General features: G+C 35.8%; 14 protein-coding genes. 3 read left to right on the top strand and 11 right to left on the bottom strand.

All coding sequences use genetic code 11. From position 1 onward, the window contains the following. Positions 1–25: 25 nt before the first annotated feature. The 4 genes from MTZ49_RS14665 to MTZ49_RS14650 form a co-directional block, all read right to left on the bottom strand. Positions 26–571 carry an RNA 2'-phosphotransferase gene (locus MTZ49_RS14665; RefSeq protein ID WP_264747898.1) on the bottom strand — a complete coding sequence of 182 codons (546 nt, stop codon included), beginning with the start codon at positions 569–571 and terminating at the stop codon, positions 26–28. Positions 572–595: 24 nt separating this feature from the next. Further along, complete coding sequence (locus MTZ49_RS14660) at positions 596–997, bottom strand: hypothetical protein (protein ID WP_264746194.1); 402 nt, start codon at positions 995–997, stop codon at positions 596–598. A 134-nt stretch (positions 998–1,131) separates the two neighbouring features. Continuing rightward, complete coding sequence (locus MTZ49_RS14655) at positions 1,132–2,217, bottom strand: hypothetical protein (RefSeq protein ID WP_264746193.1); 1,086 nt, start codon at positions 2,215–2,217, stop codon at positions 1,132–1,134. A 194-nt stretch (positions 2,218–2,411) separates the two neighbouring features. Continuing rightward, positions 2,412–2,720 carry an HU family DNA-binding protein gene (locus MTZ49_RS14650; RefSeq protein WP_201094832.1) on the bottom strand — a complete coding sequence of 103 codons (309 nt, stop codon included), beginning with the start codon at positions 2,718–2,720 and terminating at the stop codon, positions 2,412–2,414. 374 nt (positions 2,721–3,094) lie between these two features. Between MTZ49_RS14650 and MTZ49_RS14645 the strand changes: the two genes are divergently transcribed. Then, a complete protein-coding gene (locus MTZ49_RS14645; protein WP_264746192.1) occupies positions 3,095–4,285 on the top strand; it encodes an MFS transporter in 1,191 nt (396 codons plus the stop codon). Between the two features lie 48 nt (positions 4,286–4,333). Here the strand turns inward: MTZ49_RS14645 and glnG are convergent, their stop codons facing one another. Further along, the gene (gene glnG / locus MTZ49_RS14640) at positions 4,334–5,764 is read right to left on the bottom strand and encodes a nitrogen regulation protein NR(I) (protein WP_264746191.1); all 1,431 of its coding nucleotides are present in this window, start codon (positions 5,762–5,764) and stop codon (positions 4,334–4,336) included. 14 nt (positions 5,765–5,778) lie between these two features. Continuing rightward, a complete protein-coding gene (gene glnL, locus MTZ49_RS14635) occupies positions 5,779–6,837 on the bottom strand; it encodes a nitrogen regulation protein NR(II) (RefSeq protein WP_264747897.1) in 1,059 nt (352 codons plus the stop codon). Positions 6,838–7,138: 301 nt separating this feature from the next. Here glnL and MTZ49_RS14630 point away from each other — a divergent pair, with 301 nt between their 5' ends. Then, positions 7,139–7,846 (top strand): VacJ family lipoprotein, encoded by a 708-nt coding sequence (locus tag MTZ49_RS14630; protein ID WP_264746190.1) that lies wholly within the window; start codon positions 7,139–7,141, stop codon positions 7,844–7,846. A 63-nt stretch (positions 7,847–7,909) separates the two neighbouring features. On the opposite strand, the gene fabB is transcribed toward MTZ49_RS14630, so the two are convergent. Beyond that, complete coding sequence (gene fabB / locus MTZ49_RS14625) at positions 7,910–9,130, bottom strand: beta-ketoacyl-ACP synthase I (protein ID WP_264746189.1); 1,221 nt, start codon at positions 9,128–9,130, stop codon at positions 7,910–7,912. 11 nt (positions 9,131–9,141) lie between these two features. Then, a complete protein-coding gene (gene fabA / locus MTZ49_RS14620) occupies positions 9,142–9,657 on the bottom strand; it encodes a 3-hydroxyacyl-[acyl-carrier-protein] dehydratase FabA (protein ID WP_264746188.1) in 516 nt (171 codons plus the stop codon). A gap of 259 nt (positions 9,658–9,916) precedes the next feature. On the opposite strand from fabA, the gene MTZ49_RS14615 reads away from it, so the two are divergent. Next, the gene (locus tag MTZ49_RS14615; protein WP_264746187.1) at positions 9,917–10,936 is read left to right on the top strand and encodes an NAD(P)H-dependent glycerol-3-phosphate dehydrogenase; all 1,020 of its coding nucleotides are present in this window, start codon (positions 9,917–9,919) and stop codon (positions 10,934–10,936) included. Positions 10,937–10,959: 23 nt separating this feature from the next. On the opposite strand, the gene MTZ49_RS14610 is transcribed toward MTZ49_RS14615, so the two are convergent. From MTZ49_RS14610 to MTZ49_RS14600, 3 genes are read right to left on the bottom strand one after another with little or no spacing between them, the layout of a single operon-like run. Then, a complete protein-coding gene (locus MTZ49_RS14610) occupies positions 10,960–11,742 on the bottom strand; it encodes an amidohydrolase (protein ID WP_264746186.1) in 783 nt (260 codons plus the stop codon). Then, positions 11,730–12,881 (bottom strand): pyridoxal phosphate-dependent aminotransferase, encoded by a 1,152-nt coding sequence (locus MTZ49_RS14605; protein ID WP_264746185.1) that lies wholly within the window; start codon positions 12,879–12,881, stop codon positions 11,730–11,732. Before MTZ49_RS14605 ends, MTZ49_RS14610 begins: the two co-directional genes overlap by 13 nt. A gap of 11 nt (positions 12,882–12,892) precedes the next feature. Continuing rightward, positions 12,893–16,630, bottom strand: a complete 3,738-nt coding sequence (locus MTZ49_RS14600) for a DUF2339 domain-containing protein (RefSeq protein WP_264746184.1) — start codon at positions 16,628–16,630, stop codon at positions 12,893–12,895. Positions 16,631–16,701 lie beyond the last annotated feature (71 nt).

The raw sequence follows: 16,701 nt of genomic DNA, 5'->3' as shown, positions 1-16,701 counted from the left end.
CCCTCATTTTGAGGGATTTTTTTGATTAATCATTAATGTAAGTAACAGGTACATGTTCTGTTAGCCATACACCATTATCAGCCAAGTAAAAATGATAACCTTGCTGATACATTTCGGCACTATTAATTTTTAAAATAACTGGTTGGCCATGTCTTATAGCAACACTGTGAGCTGTTTCAGTATCTGTAGATAAATGTACATATTGCCTTGAGCCTGCTAGTAATCCTTGCTGTTTAATAGTGTCTAGGAAACGCGTAGCTGTTCCATGAAAGAGAGTATTAGGAGGCTGTTGAGGGACATATTCAATAGTGACTTTCTTAGTAGAATGTCCTTGGGCAGCGCGGATTCTTAAACCATCATCTGAAATAGTAAAGCGCTTTTTATCATTATTTTCCACAAGATAATTAAGTTGTTGTCTAGTGATTGGCTGTTGATCTTTAGCTAAGCTCTCTAATAAATCATGAATAATTACCCAACCTTGATTATCTAATGTTAAGTTATATTCTTCTGGTTTATGACGAAGAATATAGCTGAGTAACTTACTAATCTTTTCTTCTTGTTTGTTATCCATTCGTTTGCTGATCATGTATTTAGCTTAAGCTAATATTAAGTACAATTCTTTATTTTCTAGTTGTGCTTGTTTGGCTAACGCTCTTATTTCTTCTAGCTTTTGTTGAGCATGGGGTAATCGCCAATGAATTTCATTGTGTTCAGCCCAAATAGCGGCAGCTGAGATTAAATCTGCATCCTCTAAGGTTACTAGTGCTTTAAAAAAAGGCTCTGGTAGTCGATAGAGTATGGCATCTGAATCTATTTCAATAAACTCTAACTCATGTATTTCTTTAACTCGGCTATTGGTAAGGCTTGCCCATAAAGCACTGAGTTCATAATCAGTGAAGTCATTGAGTGCAATATAAGGGTGACTGTGTTCTAAAATATTATAGTTAACCGCATCTTCTGGATTTTTAGCAATAAAAATATCTGAAAATTCTGGCATGATAATCTCGGGTAGTTAGAATTTAATAGGGTAGTGTTTATTATAGGAAAATTAATAAATAAAGAAAGGGAGTTGAATATAGAACTTATATAGATTGCTACCCTTTATAATATAAGGGTAGCAACAACAAGTAGCTATCTTTGTAATAGTATATTGGCTGTTTGATCAAATGATCGGCAAGTTTCTTTATCAATAGCAAAACTAGTTAATAGGTTGTTGTTAGTATCATAGTAACTATATTGATAAGTAACGCCTTTGTTTATCGTTTGACGAGTAGTAGGGTTATTACATAAACCAGCAATATTCATATTGGGATTGATTTGTGCAGGTGTGATATTAGGTTGTTTAATGATGGCTTTATTCCAAATAGTTCGTTGTTGTGGATTATAGCCTACATCAGTCAGTTGAATGCTATCATTGCTAAGTGCATTAAGATTTTGCTTGATAGTTTTTGCTTCTTGAGCTAATTGTTTATCTAAGTCATCCTCTATAGCTGTTTCTGCACCAGTGGGGTTTTTGCAGTCTCTTAGATCTACTGAAAAGTCTTTGACTAGTTTATTTTCATCTTTTCCATAATATTTTAAATGAAAACTAATATATTTTTCTGTTAATTTGGAAAAATAAGGATGGTTACAGATTAAATTAATATTGTCTTCTTTTGTCATTTCGTTGATATTAATTGACTCTTTATCAGCTTTGGCATCAATTGAAATAGTCTTTTGGTTTGCATCATAATTAATATTGAAAGCGATAAATTGACTATTAAGTGGATGGGGAAGCGAGGTTTTTATTTGTGTGAGCTCTTTGTTTAACTGGCTTTCAAATTGTTTAAAGTTAAGTTCACAAGACGATTCTGTGATAACAATATTTTTTAAAAGATCTTTATTCATTCCATAATAAAAGAAACTAACAGTCATGCCTAAATTTATGGCAGAACGTAAAGTGGGGTTGTAACAAATTTCATTAGTGACCTTATCTTGCTCAGTTTTGTTAATTATGCGTTGAGGATCCAACAGTGTAGCTGTATAGATAAGGATTTGTTTTTGGTGATCGTAATTAATATCAGTTAATAATAAATCTGTAGATAGTTGTTTAGGTAAGTTTTGTTTAATTTGATTAACAGTTGTTGTTAGATCAGGCAGTGTAGTTGTTTGAGCAAAACTTAAACAAACAAAACTAGATAGTAGTATGGCTGCTAATGGTTTAAGCGAAAAAGTCATATTACATTCCAATAGTGAATTTAATGATGAGCAATTATACTCATAAAACACTAGAGTATCTAAAATTGTTTTATATACTGTGAAATAGTTAAAATTTTTATGGGGAGGGGGAGTGTTGTAAGAGGGGAAAGAATAAAAAGCAGCTAGTTTTAAAGCTATCTGCTTTTTATTTTGAAATAATCAAAGTAGTTAGATTATTTCTTACCCTTTTTAGCAGCTGGTTTCTTAGCTTGATTAACAGCTTCTTTAAGACCCTTACCTGCTCTGAAACTAGGAACTTTCTTAGCTGGGATAGTCATTGGTTCGCCAGTTCTTAAATTTCTAGCAACGCGTGCAGCACGAGCTTTAACCTCAAAAGTACCAAAACCTACTAATACAATAGACTCTTCTTTTTTTAGAGTTTCAGTAATAGTTTCTAATACAGCATTTAATACTTTATTAGCTTCAGTTTGAGTAATCTCAGCTTTGCTAGCAATTGCATTTACAAGTTCAGCTTTGTTCATACATATATTCCTTAATGATGGGAAAAGTTTAAAGCAAATAATACCCTAATAACAGAGTATGGATAAAACTACCTTAACTGCGTTAGATAATCAATACATATAATGCAGATAATTAAAGATTTTATAACTTTGTAAGCCATTTTCAAGGTATTTTTTCAAAAAAATTGGTTTTTTGCGACTAACTGCTACAGGGGAATGGTAACTTACTGATGAAGATCAATTTTTTAAGGGGTATAAATCTTTGAGGGCTACGATCTAATACTAATTAATGAGTCTTTAAGAGGTGAATATAAGAGGCATAGCCAAGAATATAATCGACAAAATAAGCTTTTACCGTACAATACACCCCTTATTTAATTGGTCGATTATGGTTTATGTCATCATTATCTGCTTCAGCAACTCAACAATTAAAGCTTTCTAGGCTACGTATTTCTATAGCTTTCTTTTTTGGTGTGGCTGGGATGAGCTTTAGTAGTTGGGCTGTTCGTACCCCTTTTATTCAGGAAAAATTACAATTAACCAAAATGGATTGGGGATTTTTATTATTATGTCCTGTTTTAAGCTCTTTTATTGCTACATTACTGTCTAGTTTTCTTATTGGTCATTTTTCTAGTAGAAGAACTACCATTATTGCTGCTTATTTAACAATACTCTCTGTGTTTTTGATTGGAATAGCACCTAATGTATGGACATTAGCTGGGGCTTTCATAGTGTTTGGTGCAGGCATGGGGTTAATAGATATTTCTATGAATGATCAGGCGGCAGCTTTAGAACGTATATATCAACGCTCAATTATGTCTTCTTTTCATGGTCTTTTTAGTGTAGGTGCTATGCTAGGATCGTTATTGGGTGGGCTATTAGCAAAGTTTGCTATAACACCTGCTTATCATTTATCTATGGTTGCGATTTTATTGATTATAGGTGTGGTTATCAATCAAAGGTATCTATTACATTCAACAGATAATATTACTGATGAAATTAGAGCTGAGATTAAGGTACCAATTATTGTCTTACCAAAAGGTAAATTGTGGATTCTTGGTTGTGTGGCTTCAGCTGCTGTATTTGTTGAAGGAGCAATGGCTGATTGGTCAGCTTTATTTTTAGAGAATATGGGTGCTCAAGAATGGTTGGCTGCACTTGGCTTAGCTTTTTTTACAGGGACTATGGCTGTAGGTCGTTTATTTGGTGATCGTTGGGTGGATTATGTGGGAGCAATCAGAGCAATTCAATGGGGTGCTGCTTGCTCAGTGTTAGGGTTATTTATTGCTTTAATTAGCTATTTTCCTATCGTTGCTATTATAGGGTTTGCTTTGTCTGGTATTGGTATGGCAATTATTTTTCCTTGTTTACTGACCTTGGCAGCCAGAGTTAAAACCAAGGAGATGTCATCTGCGGCTGCCATAGCCTCAGTTGCGATGATGGGGTATGTAATGATGTTATTAGGTCCCCCAATGATAGGTTTTTTAGCCCATGCTATAGGTTTACACTTAGCATTTATTGCATTATTTCTATCTAGTATTGTTGTGCTTTGTTTAGCAGGATTTGCTAGACCCAATAAAAACTAACTAAAAGGTTATTCTTTTAATTTAGAATAACCTTATTAGTCAAGTTTGTTATTCTTCATCCGTTGCAACATGATCAGCATCCATATTGAGTTCTTTTATTTTTCTAGTAAGAGTGTTTCGACCCCAACCTAATAGGAAAGCTGCCTCTCGACGGCGGCCGGCAGTATGTTTTAGTGTGGTTTCAATCATTACCTTCTCAAAAGTAGGCATAGCTTCGCCCAATAGATTGGTTTGACCTTGCTTAAGGGCTTGTTCGGCCCATAGTTTTAAGTTTTGTTGCCAACTACCTGATGGAGTTTCTGGTTTAGTTTGATTAAGCACTTCAGGTGGTAGATCATCAATATGTACTTCTCTACCTGATGCCATTACAGTGATCCAACGGCAAATATTTTCTAGTTGACGTACATTGCCTGGCCAAGGAAGGTTTTTTAAATATTCTTCAGTTTCTGGTTTAAGCACTTTGGGTTCTACCGCCAGTTCTTTGGCGGTATTTTGTAAAAAATGCTTGGTTAGGGCAGGGATATCTTCGCGGCGGTTAGATAAGCGAGGTATATGGATACGAATAACGTTGAGGCGATGAAATAAATCTTCGCGAAATTTTCCCTCTTGTACTAACATTTCAATATTTTGGTGAGTAGCAGCGATAATACGTACATCCACTTTAATGGGTATATGCCCACCCACACGATAGAATTCACCATCCGCTAATACCCGTAATAGTCTGGTTTGTGTGTCAGCGGGCATATCACCAATTTCATCAAGAAACAAAGTACCGCCATTGGCTTGCTCAAAACGACCGCGACGAAGTGTTGCTGCACCAGTAAAGGCACCTTTTTCATGGCCAAAAAGTTCAGACTCCATTAAGTCTTTAGGAATAGCCGCCATGTTTAATGCAATAAAGGGTGCTTTTGCTCTTGGACTATGACGGTGTAGTGCATGAGCAACTAGCTCTTTACCTGTTCCTGACTCGCCATTGATAAGTACACTGATATTTGACTGGCTTAGTCGACCAATAGCCCTAAAAACTTCCTGCATGGCTGGTGCTTCACCTATAATTTCAGAAGCAGGTTCGATAGGTTCAATAGCTGGGGTTTTATTGTTTGTTTCTTGGCTATGAATATAAGCACGTTTTACTAGTGAGATTGCTTCATCAACATCAAAGGGCTTAGGTAAGTATTCAAAAGCCCCACTTTGATAGGAGGCAACAGCGCTGTCTAAATCAGAATGAGCCGTAATGATAATTACAGGAATATCTGAATAGTTCGCTTTTATATGACCTAGTAAATCAAAGCCACTACTACCTGGCATACGGATGTCAGAAATTATGACATTAGGTTTACTGTACTCTAAGGCATTTAACACAGCATCAACATTATCAAAAGTCTGGGTTTGCATATTTGCTTGTTGTAATGCTTTCTCTAATACCCAGCGTATTGAGCGATCATCATCGACGATCCAAACATTTTCAGTGTGACTCATAATAGTGTTATTCCTTATTCTAAGGGTAGAAAAATAGAAAACTTGGTATTCCCTGATTGACTATGACATTCGATAGCCCCTTTATGCTGAGTAATAATATTTTGGGTAATGGCTAGTCCAAGACCTGTACCTTCAGGTCGACCACTTACCATAGGAAAAAATAAAGTATCTTTAATATGAGGAGGAATACCAGGGCCATTATCGGTAATATCAATATTAATAACTAGTCGATGGCGAATGGTTCCTATCGTAAATTGACGTAAAACACGTGTTTTTAGAATAATTTTAGGGTCTTCAATGGCTGAATTTTGTAAAGCTTCAAGTGCATTGCGAGTAATATTAAGTACTGCTTGTATAATTTGTTCTGCATCAACAATGATTTCAGGAATACTAGGATCATAATCTTTAATTAAATGAATATTACCTTGGCTTTCAGCAGTAATAAGTTGATAAACACGTTCTAATATTTCATGAATATTAGTCATTTGATAATTTGGAAGTTTATTAGAGCCTAGCATACGGTCTACTAAATTACATAATCTATCTGCTTCTTCGATAAGAATATTAGTATATTCTTTAAAAGAGTTATCTGTAAGGGCGCGTTCAAGTAGTTGAGCAGCGCCACGAATACCACCTAATGGATTTTTAATTTCATGGGCTAATCCTCTAATTAACAACTTATTACCTTCTTGTTGGGAGAGAATAACCTCTTCACGAGAAACTCTTAAAATATCCAGTACAATAATTTCTATCAGGAAAAGCGTCTTATTTTCTGATGTTATAGGAGTAATAATATAATCAGCCATAACTTCTTGATTATTACTAGTCACTAAGCATGCATCATGTTTGGTGCATGCTTGCCCCTTTTCGAGTACTTGTTGTAAAGTGAGCGATTCTGTTTTTTCAGAGACAATATCTGTTATTGGAAGATTGACACAGCGTTGAAAGCTTGTTGAGAGCATAATTTCAGCAGCAGGATTAATATATTTAATATGCAACTTACTATTTAATAAAATAACAGTAGTGGTTAAATTATCTAGTAATAGTTTATTGAGTGTTGTTGATAGTGTCATAACTCGTTGTCTCATTGCTTGCATAAGGTAATGCAAGAATTAAACCAATAACAAATGCCTATTATCTTTCATTAGATAAGCGGAATTTACTATGATTTCTTTGGTCTAAATTATCGTCAATTAAATTATGCACTATTTTTGTGCGTTTTCAATTTATTATGGTGCAATATAAACTTTTGCTGAACTTTGGTATAAAAAAGCGAAATAACCGATGATAAAATTATTGTTGGTAAGTTTATTTCTATATAATATAGCGGTTTATCCTTTATAAAAATATATGACAAGCTGGAGATAATTAATTATGAAGCTGGTCTCTGGGAAGAAAAAGGCCAATAAGTTTCTTAAGCAAATTAGTTTAAGCGTTTGTTTGAGTGTAGCTTTATTTAGTAATTGTTGGGCCGAAACAAATGATCCATGGCAAGGTTTTAACAGAGGGGTTTATAAGTTTAATGATACGGTTGACCGTTATACTTTAAAACCTATTGCTAAGGGATACCAATGGGTTACTCCAAAGTTTGTACAAACAGGTGTCAGTAATATGGCTGATAACTTAGGTGAGGTTCAAAATTTTGGTAATAATGTACTACAGTTAAAACTTCATGATGCTGGTGTTGATTTAGCACGTTTTGGTTTTAATAGTACTTTTGGTTTGTTAGGTTTCTTTGATGTTGGCTCTAAAATGGGACTGCAACGTAGTGATCAAGATTTTGGTTTAACGCTAGCACATTGGGGCGTACCTAGTGGTCCTTATTTAATGTTGCCGTTCTTAGGCCCTAGTACTGTTAGAGATGCTACAGGTAAAGTGCCAGATTTCTTTATGGATGTTACACCTTATATTAATGATAACGGTGTTGCCTATGGTATTTGGGGTGGTGAGATTTTAGATACTCGGGCTCGCTTATTATCTTTAGAAGGGATGATAGTGGGGGATCCTTATATTTTTATACGTAATGCTTATTTAGAAACCCGTGAATATAAAATCAAAGGTTATGTGGAAGATGACTTTTAATTAAGTTAAAAATATAAGTAATAAAAAAGGGGCTTTAACAGCCCCTTTTGTTTTATATTCAAATTATTTTTCAAAACGTTTGAACACTAAAGTAGCGTTAGTGCCACCGAAACCGAAGCTATTAGACATAACATGGTTTAGCGTTACGTTTTCTACTGTTGATGTTTGGATAGGTAAATCTGCTACTTCTGGATCTAATGTTTCAATATTAGCAGAGCCAGCAATAAAGTTACCTTCCATCATCAATAAGCTGTAAATAGCTTCTTGTACACCAGCAGCACCTAATGAGTGACCTGATAAGCTCTTAGTAGAACTAATAGGAGGTACTTTGCCATCTTTAAACATTTCACGAACTGCTTTAATTTCAGCAATATCACCTACAGGTGTTGAAGTGCCATGTGTGTTAAGATAGTCAATAGGGCCAGTTACTGTAGATAGTGCTTGTTGCATGCAACGTAGAGCACCTTCGCCGCTTGGTGCAACCATGTCATAACCATCAGAAGTTGCACCATAACCTACTAATTCAGCATAGATTTTAGCGCCACGTTTTAAGGCATGTTCTAGTTCTTCAACCACTAACATACCACCACCGCCTGCAATAACGAAACCATCACGGTTAGCATCATAGGCACGCGATGCTTTTTCAGGGGTATCATTGTATTGGCTTGAAAGGGCACCCATAGCATCAAATAGGAATGATTGTGTCCAATGTTCTTCTTCACCACCGCCAGCAAATACTATGTCTTGTTTACCCATTTGGATTTGCTCCATAGCAATTCCAATACAGTGAGCACTTGTAGCGCAAGCTGACGAAACAGAGTAGTTAAGACCTTTGATTTTAAAAGGTGTAGCTAAACAAGCAGATACTGTACTACCCATAGTACGGGTAACACGATAAGGACCTACACGTTTAATGCCTTTTTCACGAAGTGTATCTAATGCTTCCATTTGATTAAAGGTAGAAGCACCACCACTACCAGCAATTAAACCAACACGAGGGTTAGATACTTGCTCTTCAGTTAAATTAGCATCAGCAATAGCCTGTTTCATTGCTAAATAGGAGAAGGCAGCAGCGTCACCCATAAAACGTTTAATTTTACGATCAATAAGCTCTTCTAAATTAAGATCAATTGACCCACAAACATTACTGCGTAACCCCATTTCCGCATATTCTGGATTAAAACGGATACCTGAACGGCTAGTACGAAGACTAGTAGAAACAGTTTCTTTATCGTTGCCTAGGCAAGAGGTTATGCCTAAACCAGTAATCACAACTCGACGCATACGAATAACCCTTAGAAGTTGTCAGTGGAAGTAAATAAGCCAACACGTAAACTGTCAGCAGTATAGATTTCTTTTCCATCTACGCTAACACTACCATCTGCGATGGCTAATATTAATGAACGATTAATAGTACGTTTAATATGAATATGGTAGGTTATTTTTTTCGCAGTTGGAACAACTTGACCTGAAAATTTTACCTCACCAGCACCAAGCGCTCTGCCACGACCAGGATTACCTTGCCAACCCAGATAAAAACCAACTAACTGCCATAAAGCATCTAAGCCAAGACAGCCAGGCATCACAGGGTCGCCGATGAAGTGGCATTGAAAAAACCATAGATCAGGGCGAATATCAAGTTCTGCAATGATTTCTCCCTTGCCATATTTGCCCCCTGTAGAGTTGATATTAATAATTCGGTCCATCATCAACATATTGGGCGCAGGTAATTGAGCGTTGCCCGGACCAAACAGCTCTCCTCGACTGCATTTAAGCAAATCTTCATAGGAATAACTGTGTTGTGGTGTCATGTAAACTCCTTAGATCATTTATAATTAAAATGTTGATAGCTACCTACCTAACTATTAGCTATTATGTCTGCCTATTGGCAGGGAAAGATTATAAATAATCTAATAATGTAACGAGTAGTGGCTATTGCTTAAGTATATAAAAGTTGTATTTTACCTTTTAATGATTTAAAAATACAAACATTCTAAATTATTGAATTAATAATTTAGTATTAAATGATATTGCATAGTTAGGTATTTACTGAAAATAAGTAGGTTTTATATGAGTTATCAGAGAACTGTAGCAGTAATTGGTGGTGGTAGTTTTGGTACAGCATTAGCTAATTTATTGGCAGAAAATGGCCATAAAGTTCTAATGTGGATGCGTGATGCTCAACAGGCAGAGATTATTCGTACTGAACGGCAAAGTCCCCGTTACTTAAAAGGTGTACCTATTCATGCAGCAGTTGATCCAACTACCGATTTAACAAAGGCGATTAAGCCTGACTTACTATTTATTGCTTTACCTTCTAGTGCATTACGTGAAGTATTAAAACCTATTGCCAGTGAGTTAAATAATAAAATATTAGTTAGTATGACTAAAGGAATTGAGGCTAATACTTTTTTATTAATGAGTCAGATTTTACAAGAACTTGCTCCTCAAGCCAAAATAGGGGTGTTATCTGGCCCTAATTTAGCAAGAGAAATAGCAGAGCATGCCTTAACAGCCACAGTAATTGCCAGTGAAGATACTAGTGTTTGCCAACAGGTACAAGAAGTGTTACATGGCCGTACTTTCAGAGTCTATGCCAGCAATGATCGCTATGGTGTTGAGCTAGGTGGGGCTTTAAAAAATGTTTATGCCATCATGTCAGGCATGACGGTAGCATTAGGAATGGGAGAGAATACCCGTGCTACGTTGATTACTCGAGCTTTAGCAGAAATGACGAGGTTTGCAGTAAAACTTGGGGCAAATCCTATGACATTTTTAGGATTGGCAGGTGTAGGAGATTTATTAGTCACTTGTAGTTCTCCTAAGAGTAGAAATTATCAAGTGGGTTATGCTATTGGTCAGGGATTATCTTTAGAAGAGGCTGTAAGTCGTTTAGGTGAAGTAGCTGAGGGAGTTAATACCTTAAAAGTATTAAAAGCAAAATCAGATGAATTAGGGATTTATATGCCTTTAGTAACAGGCTTGTATGCCATTATATTTGGTGGTATGAGTTTAGAGAAGGTAATCGAAAAACTGATGTTAGCAGAGCCTAAAACAGATGTTGATTTTATATCAACAGAGGGTTTTTAAAATAAAAGGGTTAATAAACCCTTTTATTTTAATTCAAACATATCGGCGTCTTGATAAGCAGGAAAAGACTCACGAAATGCTAATAGTTTACTGCCCGATAAGGTATAGTTAAAAACTCCTGCTTTATCTTCACAAGTGACTAATTGCTCACCAAGATAATCAAACAGTTGGCTATCGCCACTATAAGGGTAGCCTTTGCCATCTTTACCGATACGGTTAACACCTGCTGTATAACATAAGTTTTCTATGGCTCTAGCAGGTAGTAAACGATTCCATTGTTGACGTCGAGCAGAGGGCCAATTAGCAACATATAATAATAAATCTGTATTATAAGGATCACGACTCCAGACTGGGAAGCGTAGGTCATAACAAATAAGAGGGCGAATTTTCCAACCCTTATGTTCAACTAACAGTTGATATTCACCAGCAGAGTAGTGCATATGTTCATTAGCCATTCGAAATAGATGGCGTTTATCATATTGCACCATAGTGCCATCAGGTCTTGCCCAAAATAACCGATTAAAGTACTTATTATCATTAGTACGAATAATTAAACTGCCTGTCACAACAGATTGTAATTGAATGGCTGATTGTCTTAACCATTGAATAGTCTGACCATCTTCTGACTCAGCTAGTTTTTCTGCATCCATTGAAAAGCCAGTAGTAAACATTTCAGGCAAAACAATAATGTCAGTATTAGTAATTTGTGCAAATTGTTTATCAAAATGAGCTTTATTAGCTTCAGGGTTTTGCCAAACCAAATCAGTTTGAACTAAAGCAATATTTAAATCTTCTAAATTGCGCATAATCTCTCCGCTGCTTGACGTAGCGTGTCATCTTTTTTGGCAAAACATAGGCGAACTAATCGCAATGATTGAGGTGGTTGTTGACAAAATACAGAAATAGGAATTGCGGCTATGCTATGTTTTTTGACTAGCCATTCTACCATTTGTAGGTCGTTAAAGTCTGGTTTGATTCGACTATAGTCTAGTAATTGGAAGTAGGTGCTGGGCGTCGGTGTAAAAGTAAACTTAGAGGCTGTTAATAAACTACAAAATAGATCCCTTTTTTGTTGGTAAAAATCAGGTAGCTCTATTAAGTGGTTAGGCTGTTTTGCCATAAAATCAGCTAAGGCGAATTGGAGGGGGGTAACGGTTGCAAAGCTAACATATTGATGTATTTTACGAAACTCTGCTGTTAATGCTGCTGGTGCTGCAACATAGCCTATTTTCCAACCTGTTACATGGAAACTTTTGCCAAAAGAGCTTATAACAAAAGAACGTTCAAATAATTCATCATGAGTGAGTAAGCTATGGTGAACAGCTTGATCAAACACAAGGTGTTCATAAACTTCATCACCGATTAAATAAATATCTTTATCACGAATAATATCAGCTAATTGTTGTAAGTCTTGTGCCGTTAATGTTGCTCCACTAGGGTTATGGGGAGTATTAATGATAATAAGACGAGTTTTAGCGGTAATTGCATCTCTTAATTGTTGCCAGTCAATAGTGAAATGTGGCAATTGCAGAGGAATATGAATGCAACGACCGGCTGCTAATGTAACAGCAGGTTCATAACTATCGTAACAAGGGTCAAATACAATAACTTCCTCACCTGTTTTAATCACTGCTTGGATAGCACAAAATATAGCTTGCGTAGCACCTGGTGTAACGGTGATTTCAGTGGTTTCGTTGAGTTGCTTATTATAGAAATACTGAATTTTTTTAGCTATTTGTTCCCTTAGTGATTGTATACCAATCATTGGTGCATATTGATTATGGCCTGATAAGGTATATTCACTGACTGCTTCACGTAATGCTAGGGGACTATCAAAGTCTGGAAAACCTTGAGATAGATTGATAGCACCAGTTTCCGCTGCCAATTGTGACATCTGGGTAAAGATGGTAGTACCTAGATTAGGTAATTTGCTATAAAAAGACATAATTAATAACTCTATGGTATTTCTTGTGGTTCTTGTTGTTTAGGTGGTAAAGGAGCGAAGTATCCCACAATCAGTAATAAAATGCCCACTATAGTAAAAGAAATAATACGCGCTAAGCTACCACTATTACTTAACTCGATAAAAAATAGTTTTACTACAACCACTGCTATTAGGCTAGCGCCAATTAACCAAAGTTCCCTGTAAACTTTTTTATGACCAGCAATCATCAGTGCTAGGGCGATAGATGTCCAGAGAATAGACAGGCTAGCTTGTACTATCATTGATTGTACTTGATCTTCAAAGTGAAACGGAACATGCGCCCAATGAAATGCTGTACGGAAAACAATGGCTGTACTCAATGCAAATAGTGAAATACCTATGATAATTTGGGTAATACGTCGTGTAGTTTTTGTTGTTATCTCAAATTCATTAAGGTGCTTATATAACCACCAAACAGAGCTGGCTAAGGATAACAATAGCCCTAGCTCTAATGGGTTTAGTAAAGGAATATAAGGGATATTAGGGATATTACCCGTACTAAAAGTATTAGCTAACCAGAACCAAGCTAAAGTTAATGCAGCTATCGGTAAAGAAGCAATAAAACAATACTCTCTACTAAAGCTATTGATAGGCCACGGTAGGTTTTGTTTATAACAGATAAGTAATAGCCAACAACTAGGAATAAACATCCAAACTAACCAATGCCAAGCATTAGCATTTGTTATAGATACTATAGGTAGTAGCTGATTTAGTGCAGTGGTTAAGACAGTTATTAATAACCATAGACCAACAATATGGCAGAGAGATAAAACATTATCTGGTAATAGTTCATTTAATCGTTTTAAATTAAAGAAGTGTACAGCAAATACCATTCCCCAAGCTAACCAGCCAAATTGGCTAAAAGGAGAGAGGTAATTATTGCTGAAAATGGTGCATGCTATAGGTACAAGTAGTCCTGTTACTAGAACTAGATCTCTCCATTGAAAACGTTTAGCGATCAAGCCAGATAAAAATAGACTAATAGCTGTTGTTAATAATAACCAAGTAGATTGCCAACTTGTATCAGCAACACGTGTTATTTCACTTAAAAAAGCAAAGCCCCACCAGCCAACTCCCCAAATTAATAATATTCGAGAAATAGGTTGCACTGTTTGTTGAAGCATTTTTATTGAAATGGGTTGTTGTATTCGCCATGAGGCAAATAATGCAACGATACTAAGAATAATCGGAGTCCAGAAACTAATATGGCCAAATGCTGGTAAATCAGTTGTAGCAGGTATGTTATGAGCAAATGTTAGTGTAGCGATGACTTGTAAAGCTAAGCTAAAATAGAAAGGTAGTATAAGGTTAAAGCGAACAGCTAATACGAAAATAAATAACCCACTGATAGACCAACAACTTGCTACGATTTGCCAAGGTAATACAAATAGAATGGCAAGGTTAGTAAAAATTAATCCTAATAATAGAATAATGTTTATGTTATAGCGTAATGTTTGATTTTGTGGATTACCATTATCTTCAGTTATAAATAAGCCATTAGTGAGTAATAGTAAGCCAAATATCATACATGTAATGAGTTGATACCAATCGGCATTGATTGCAGAACCTAAATATTGACTATTTATTCCCGTAATAAACACAAAACTTGCTAGTACTTGAATGATTAACCCATAATTAAAGAAAAGAGAAGATTTGATTCTTAACCCTAACCACATTGTAACAATGCCCGCAACTGCCCAACTTACAGCAGTTCCTTGTTGCATAAAGTGCAATGGGGCTATTAAATAGATAAAGCTAAGACCTGTAATACTAAACATGGTAGTTAAGCTTCGTTCTGTGCTCTCTAAATCTGCATAATATTTCTCTGCTTGATAAAAACTAAATAGTAAAGCGATACCTAGCATTAAAGCTCCCAGTGAAGAGCCAGCTAATAATGTTTGGTTGCCTAGGTTAATTTCAGTAAGAAAAGCAATGGCTGCAGCAAATTGTAAAAATACCGCAAATAATCGACCAATTTTGCGTTGTTGTCTTAAGCTAACCCAGAAAATTCCAGCGCCTTCCATCGCCCAAGAAGCAGAAGTCCAACTAGCATTAAATGCAAGTGGAATGGTTAAACTCGTAAATACTACGCCTAGCGCTAAACAAGTTTCGGTTAGTAATGAGATACGTTTACTACCAAACTTATAGAAAGCAAAAGCTTGTAGTAAATAAAAAATACCCAAAATAAAGGAGCTAATAGCAAAACCATATTCAATATGGTTGATAAGGGAGTATTGTAAGCCAAACCCTACAATTGGTGTACCAAAGATAACAGTTGCGTCAATATAGTCAGTTTGTCGAACTGACCATTGCAATAGAGCATTACGGTCATCTGGCGCATGTTTGGCATCGTAGAGTTTTCGGCGAGCGAATAATAAGCCTATTACAATATACATAATAAAGAAAACAATTAGGAAAGGCTCAGTACTCCAGAATAAATCAGGCGTATAAGATTTTATACCCCAAGCAAAACCTATTCCAAATGTGCCTACAAAACCAATTAGATTTAACAGACGCCATGTTTTAAACCATGCAATAGTTAGAATACTAGTATTCAACAACACAAAGTAGCTAAACAAGGCAACATGGCTACCTCCACCTGATGAGGCTAAAATAGGTGCGGCAAAGCCTCCGAAAGCTGCAGCAGCTGCTAAACTAAGAGAGTTTTGGAAAATAGCGAGTAGGGCAGATGAAATAGTAATAAATAATAATAAGATAAAAACAGTATTAGCAGGTAATAATTTGTGTAAATACATGGCTGCATAACAGGTTAGATAAAGTACAGCAACACCAGTACCCTGTAAAATAAGGCCATAGTTATTCACTCTATTGCGTAATCGCCAACCTAAACTAATTAATACTAAGCCACCAATGGCAACACCTATGTAACGGCCTTCAATGGGGAAGGTCATTCCTTCAGTGGCATAACGTAATAAAAAGGCAAGCCCAAGAAATAAAATAATGGCACCTATACGTAATATAGTATTACCTCCAAATAACCAATTACGGGCCATACCAAATATATCTATATTGTTTTCATTAACTGTGGTTTTTAATGGTGCTGGTTTCCTAATAGGAGGTTGTTTCTTGACTGGGTCTATAGGTGTATTTACAGCTGGTGCTGTTTGGTTTATTGGTTGTGGCTGTTGTTGTTTAGCTGGTTGCTCTATATTTTGAGTAGTAATAGTACTGGCAATAGAAGTGGTATCAATTGTTTGTTTGGCTGGGAGCTGAATATCTTGTGTAATTATACTATCAGGAGCTTTCTCTAAAGTTGATGGTAGTGGCTTACTAATAGTATCTATATGTTTATGTTGTTGGGTATTTTGTTCTGTAATTGGTTTAATGCTTATAGGTTTAATAGAAACTGGCTGTTCTATAGGTTTTTGGTTAGCAACTATTGGTGAGGCTGGTTCTGTAAATTTAGTTTGAGAAACAACAGGTTCTGTTTGTTTATCATCGCTAGTGAAGGTGTGTAGCTGTTTATTAATATGGATAATTTGTTTAGCAATGGATTGCTGATTTTGCTCTAGTTGAGCTTTTAATAATTGTAATTCTTTTTCTTGTTTTTTATTCTCACTGGCCAAGTTTTGAATACGAGAACTAAAACCAAGTACTAATCCAAAAATTGCTCCCATTAATGAGGATACAAGGGATTGATCCATAAGTAAACCAACAGCTCCTCCAACCAACATTAAAATCCACTGCATAACGTTTATCCCTATTTATATTTTTCAAATAAATGTTTAAATAATCATAATGGTTATTTAAATGAGTAACA

The sequence above is a fragment of the Entomomonas sp. E2T0 genome, from assembly GCF_025985425.1.
GTDB lineage: Bacteria > Pseudomonadota > Gammaproteobacteria > Pseudomonadales > Pseudomonadaceae > Entomomonas.
Note: the sequence above shows the minus strand (reverse complement) of the source record. Positions and strands in the feature narration are given on the sequence as shown.

Bases quoted from the DNA above. Each gene is read 5' to 3' on its own strand.
- MTZ49_RS14665 (WP_264747898.1), bottom strand. From the start codon at position 571: ATGGATAACAAACAAGAAGAAAAGATTAGTAAGTTACTCAGCTATATT.
- MTZ49_RS14660 (WP_264746194.1), bottom strand. From the start codon at position 997: ATGCCAGAATTTTCAGATATTTTTATTGCTAAAAATCCAGAAGATGCG.
- MTZ49_RS14655 (WP_264746193.1), bottom strand. From the start codon at position 2,217: ATGACTTTTTCGCTTAAACCATTAGCAGCCATACTACTATCTAGTTTT.
- MTZ49_RS14650 (WP_201094832.1), bottom strand. From the start codon at position 2,720: ATGAACAAAGCTGAACTTGTAAATGCAATTGCTAGCAAAGCTGAGATT.
- MTZ49_RS14645 (WP_264746192.1), top strand. From the start codon at position 3,095: ATGTCATCATTATCTGCTTCAGCAACTCAACAATTAAAGCTTTCTAGG.
- glnG (WP_264746191.1), bottom strand. From the start codon at position 5,764: ATGAGTCACACTGAAAATGTTTGGATCGTCGATGATGATCGCTCAATA.
- glnL (WP_264747897.1), bottom strand. From the start codon at position 6,837: ATGACACTATCAACAACACTCAATAAACTATTACTAGATAATTTAACC.
- MTZ49_RS14630 (WP_264746190.1), top strand. From the start codon at position 7,139: ATGAAGCTGGTCTCTGGGAAGAAAAAGGCCAATAAGTTTCTTAAGCAA.
- fabB (WP_264746189.1), bottom strand. From the start codon at position 9,130: ATGCGTCGAGTTGTGATTACTGGTTTAGGCATAACCTCTTGCCTAGGC.
- fabA (WP_264746188.1), bottom strand. From the start codon at position 9,657: ATGACACCACAACACAGTTATTCCTATGAAGATTTGCTTAAATGCAGT.
- MTZ49_RS14615 (WP_264746187.1), top strand. From the start codon at position 9,917: ATGAGTTATCAGAGAACTGTAGCAGTAATTGGTGGTGGTAGTTTTGGT.
- MTZ49_RS14610 (WP_264746186.1), bottom strand. From the start codon at position 11,742: ATGCGCAATTTAGAAGATTTAAATATTGCTTTAGTTCAAACTGATTTG.
- MTZ49_RS14605 (WP_264746185.1), bottom strand. From the start codon at position 12,881: ATGTCTTTTTATAGCAAATTACCTAATCTAGGTACTACCATCTTTACC.
- MTZ49_RS14600 (WP_264746184.1), bottom strand. From the start codon at position 16,630: ATGCAGTGGATTTTAATGTTGGTTGGAGGAGCTGTTGGTTTACTTATG.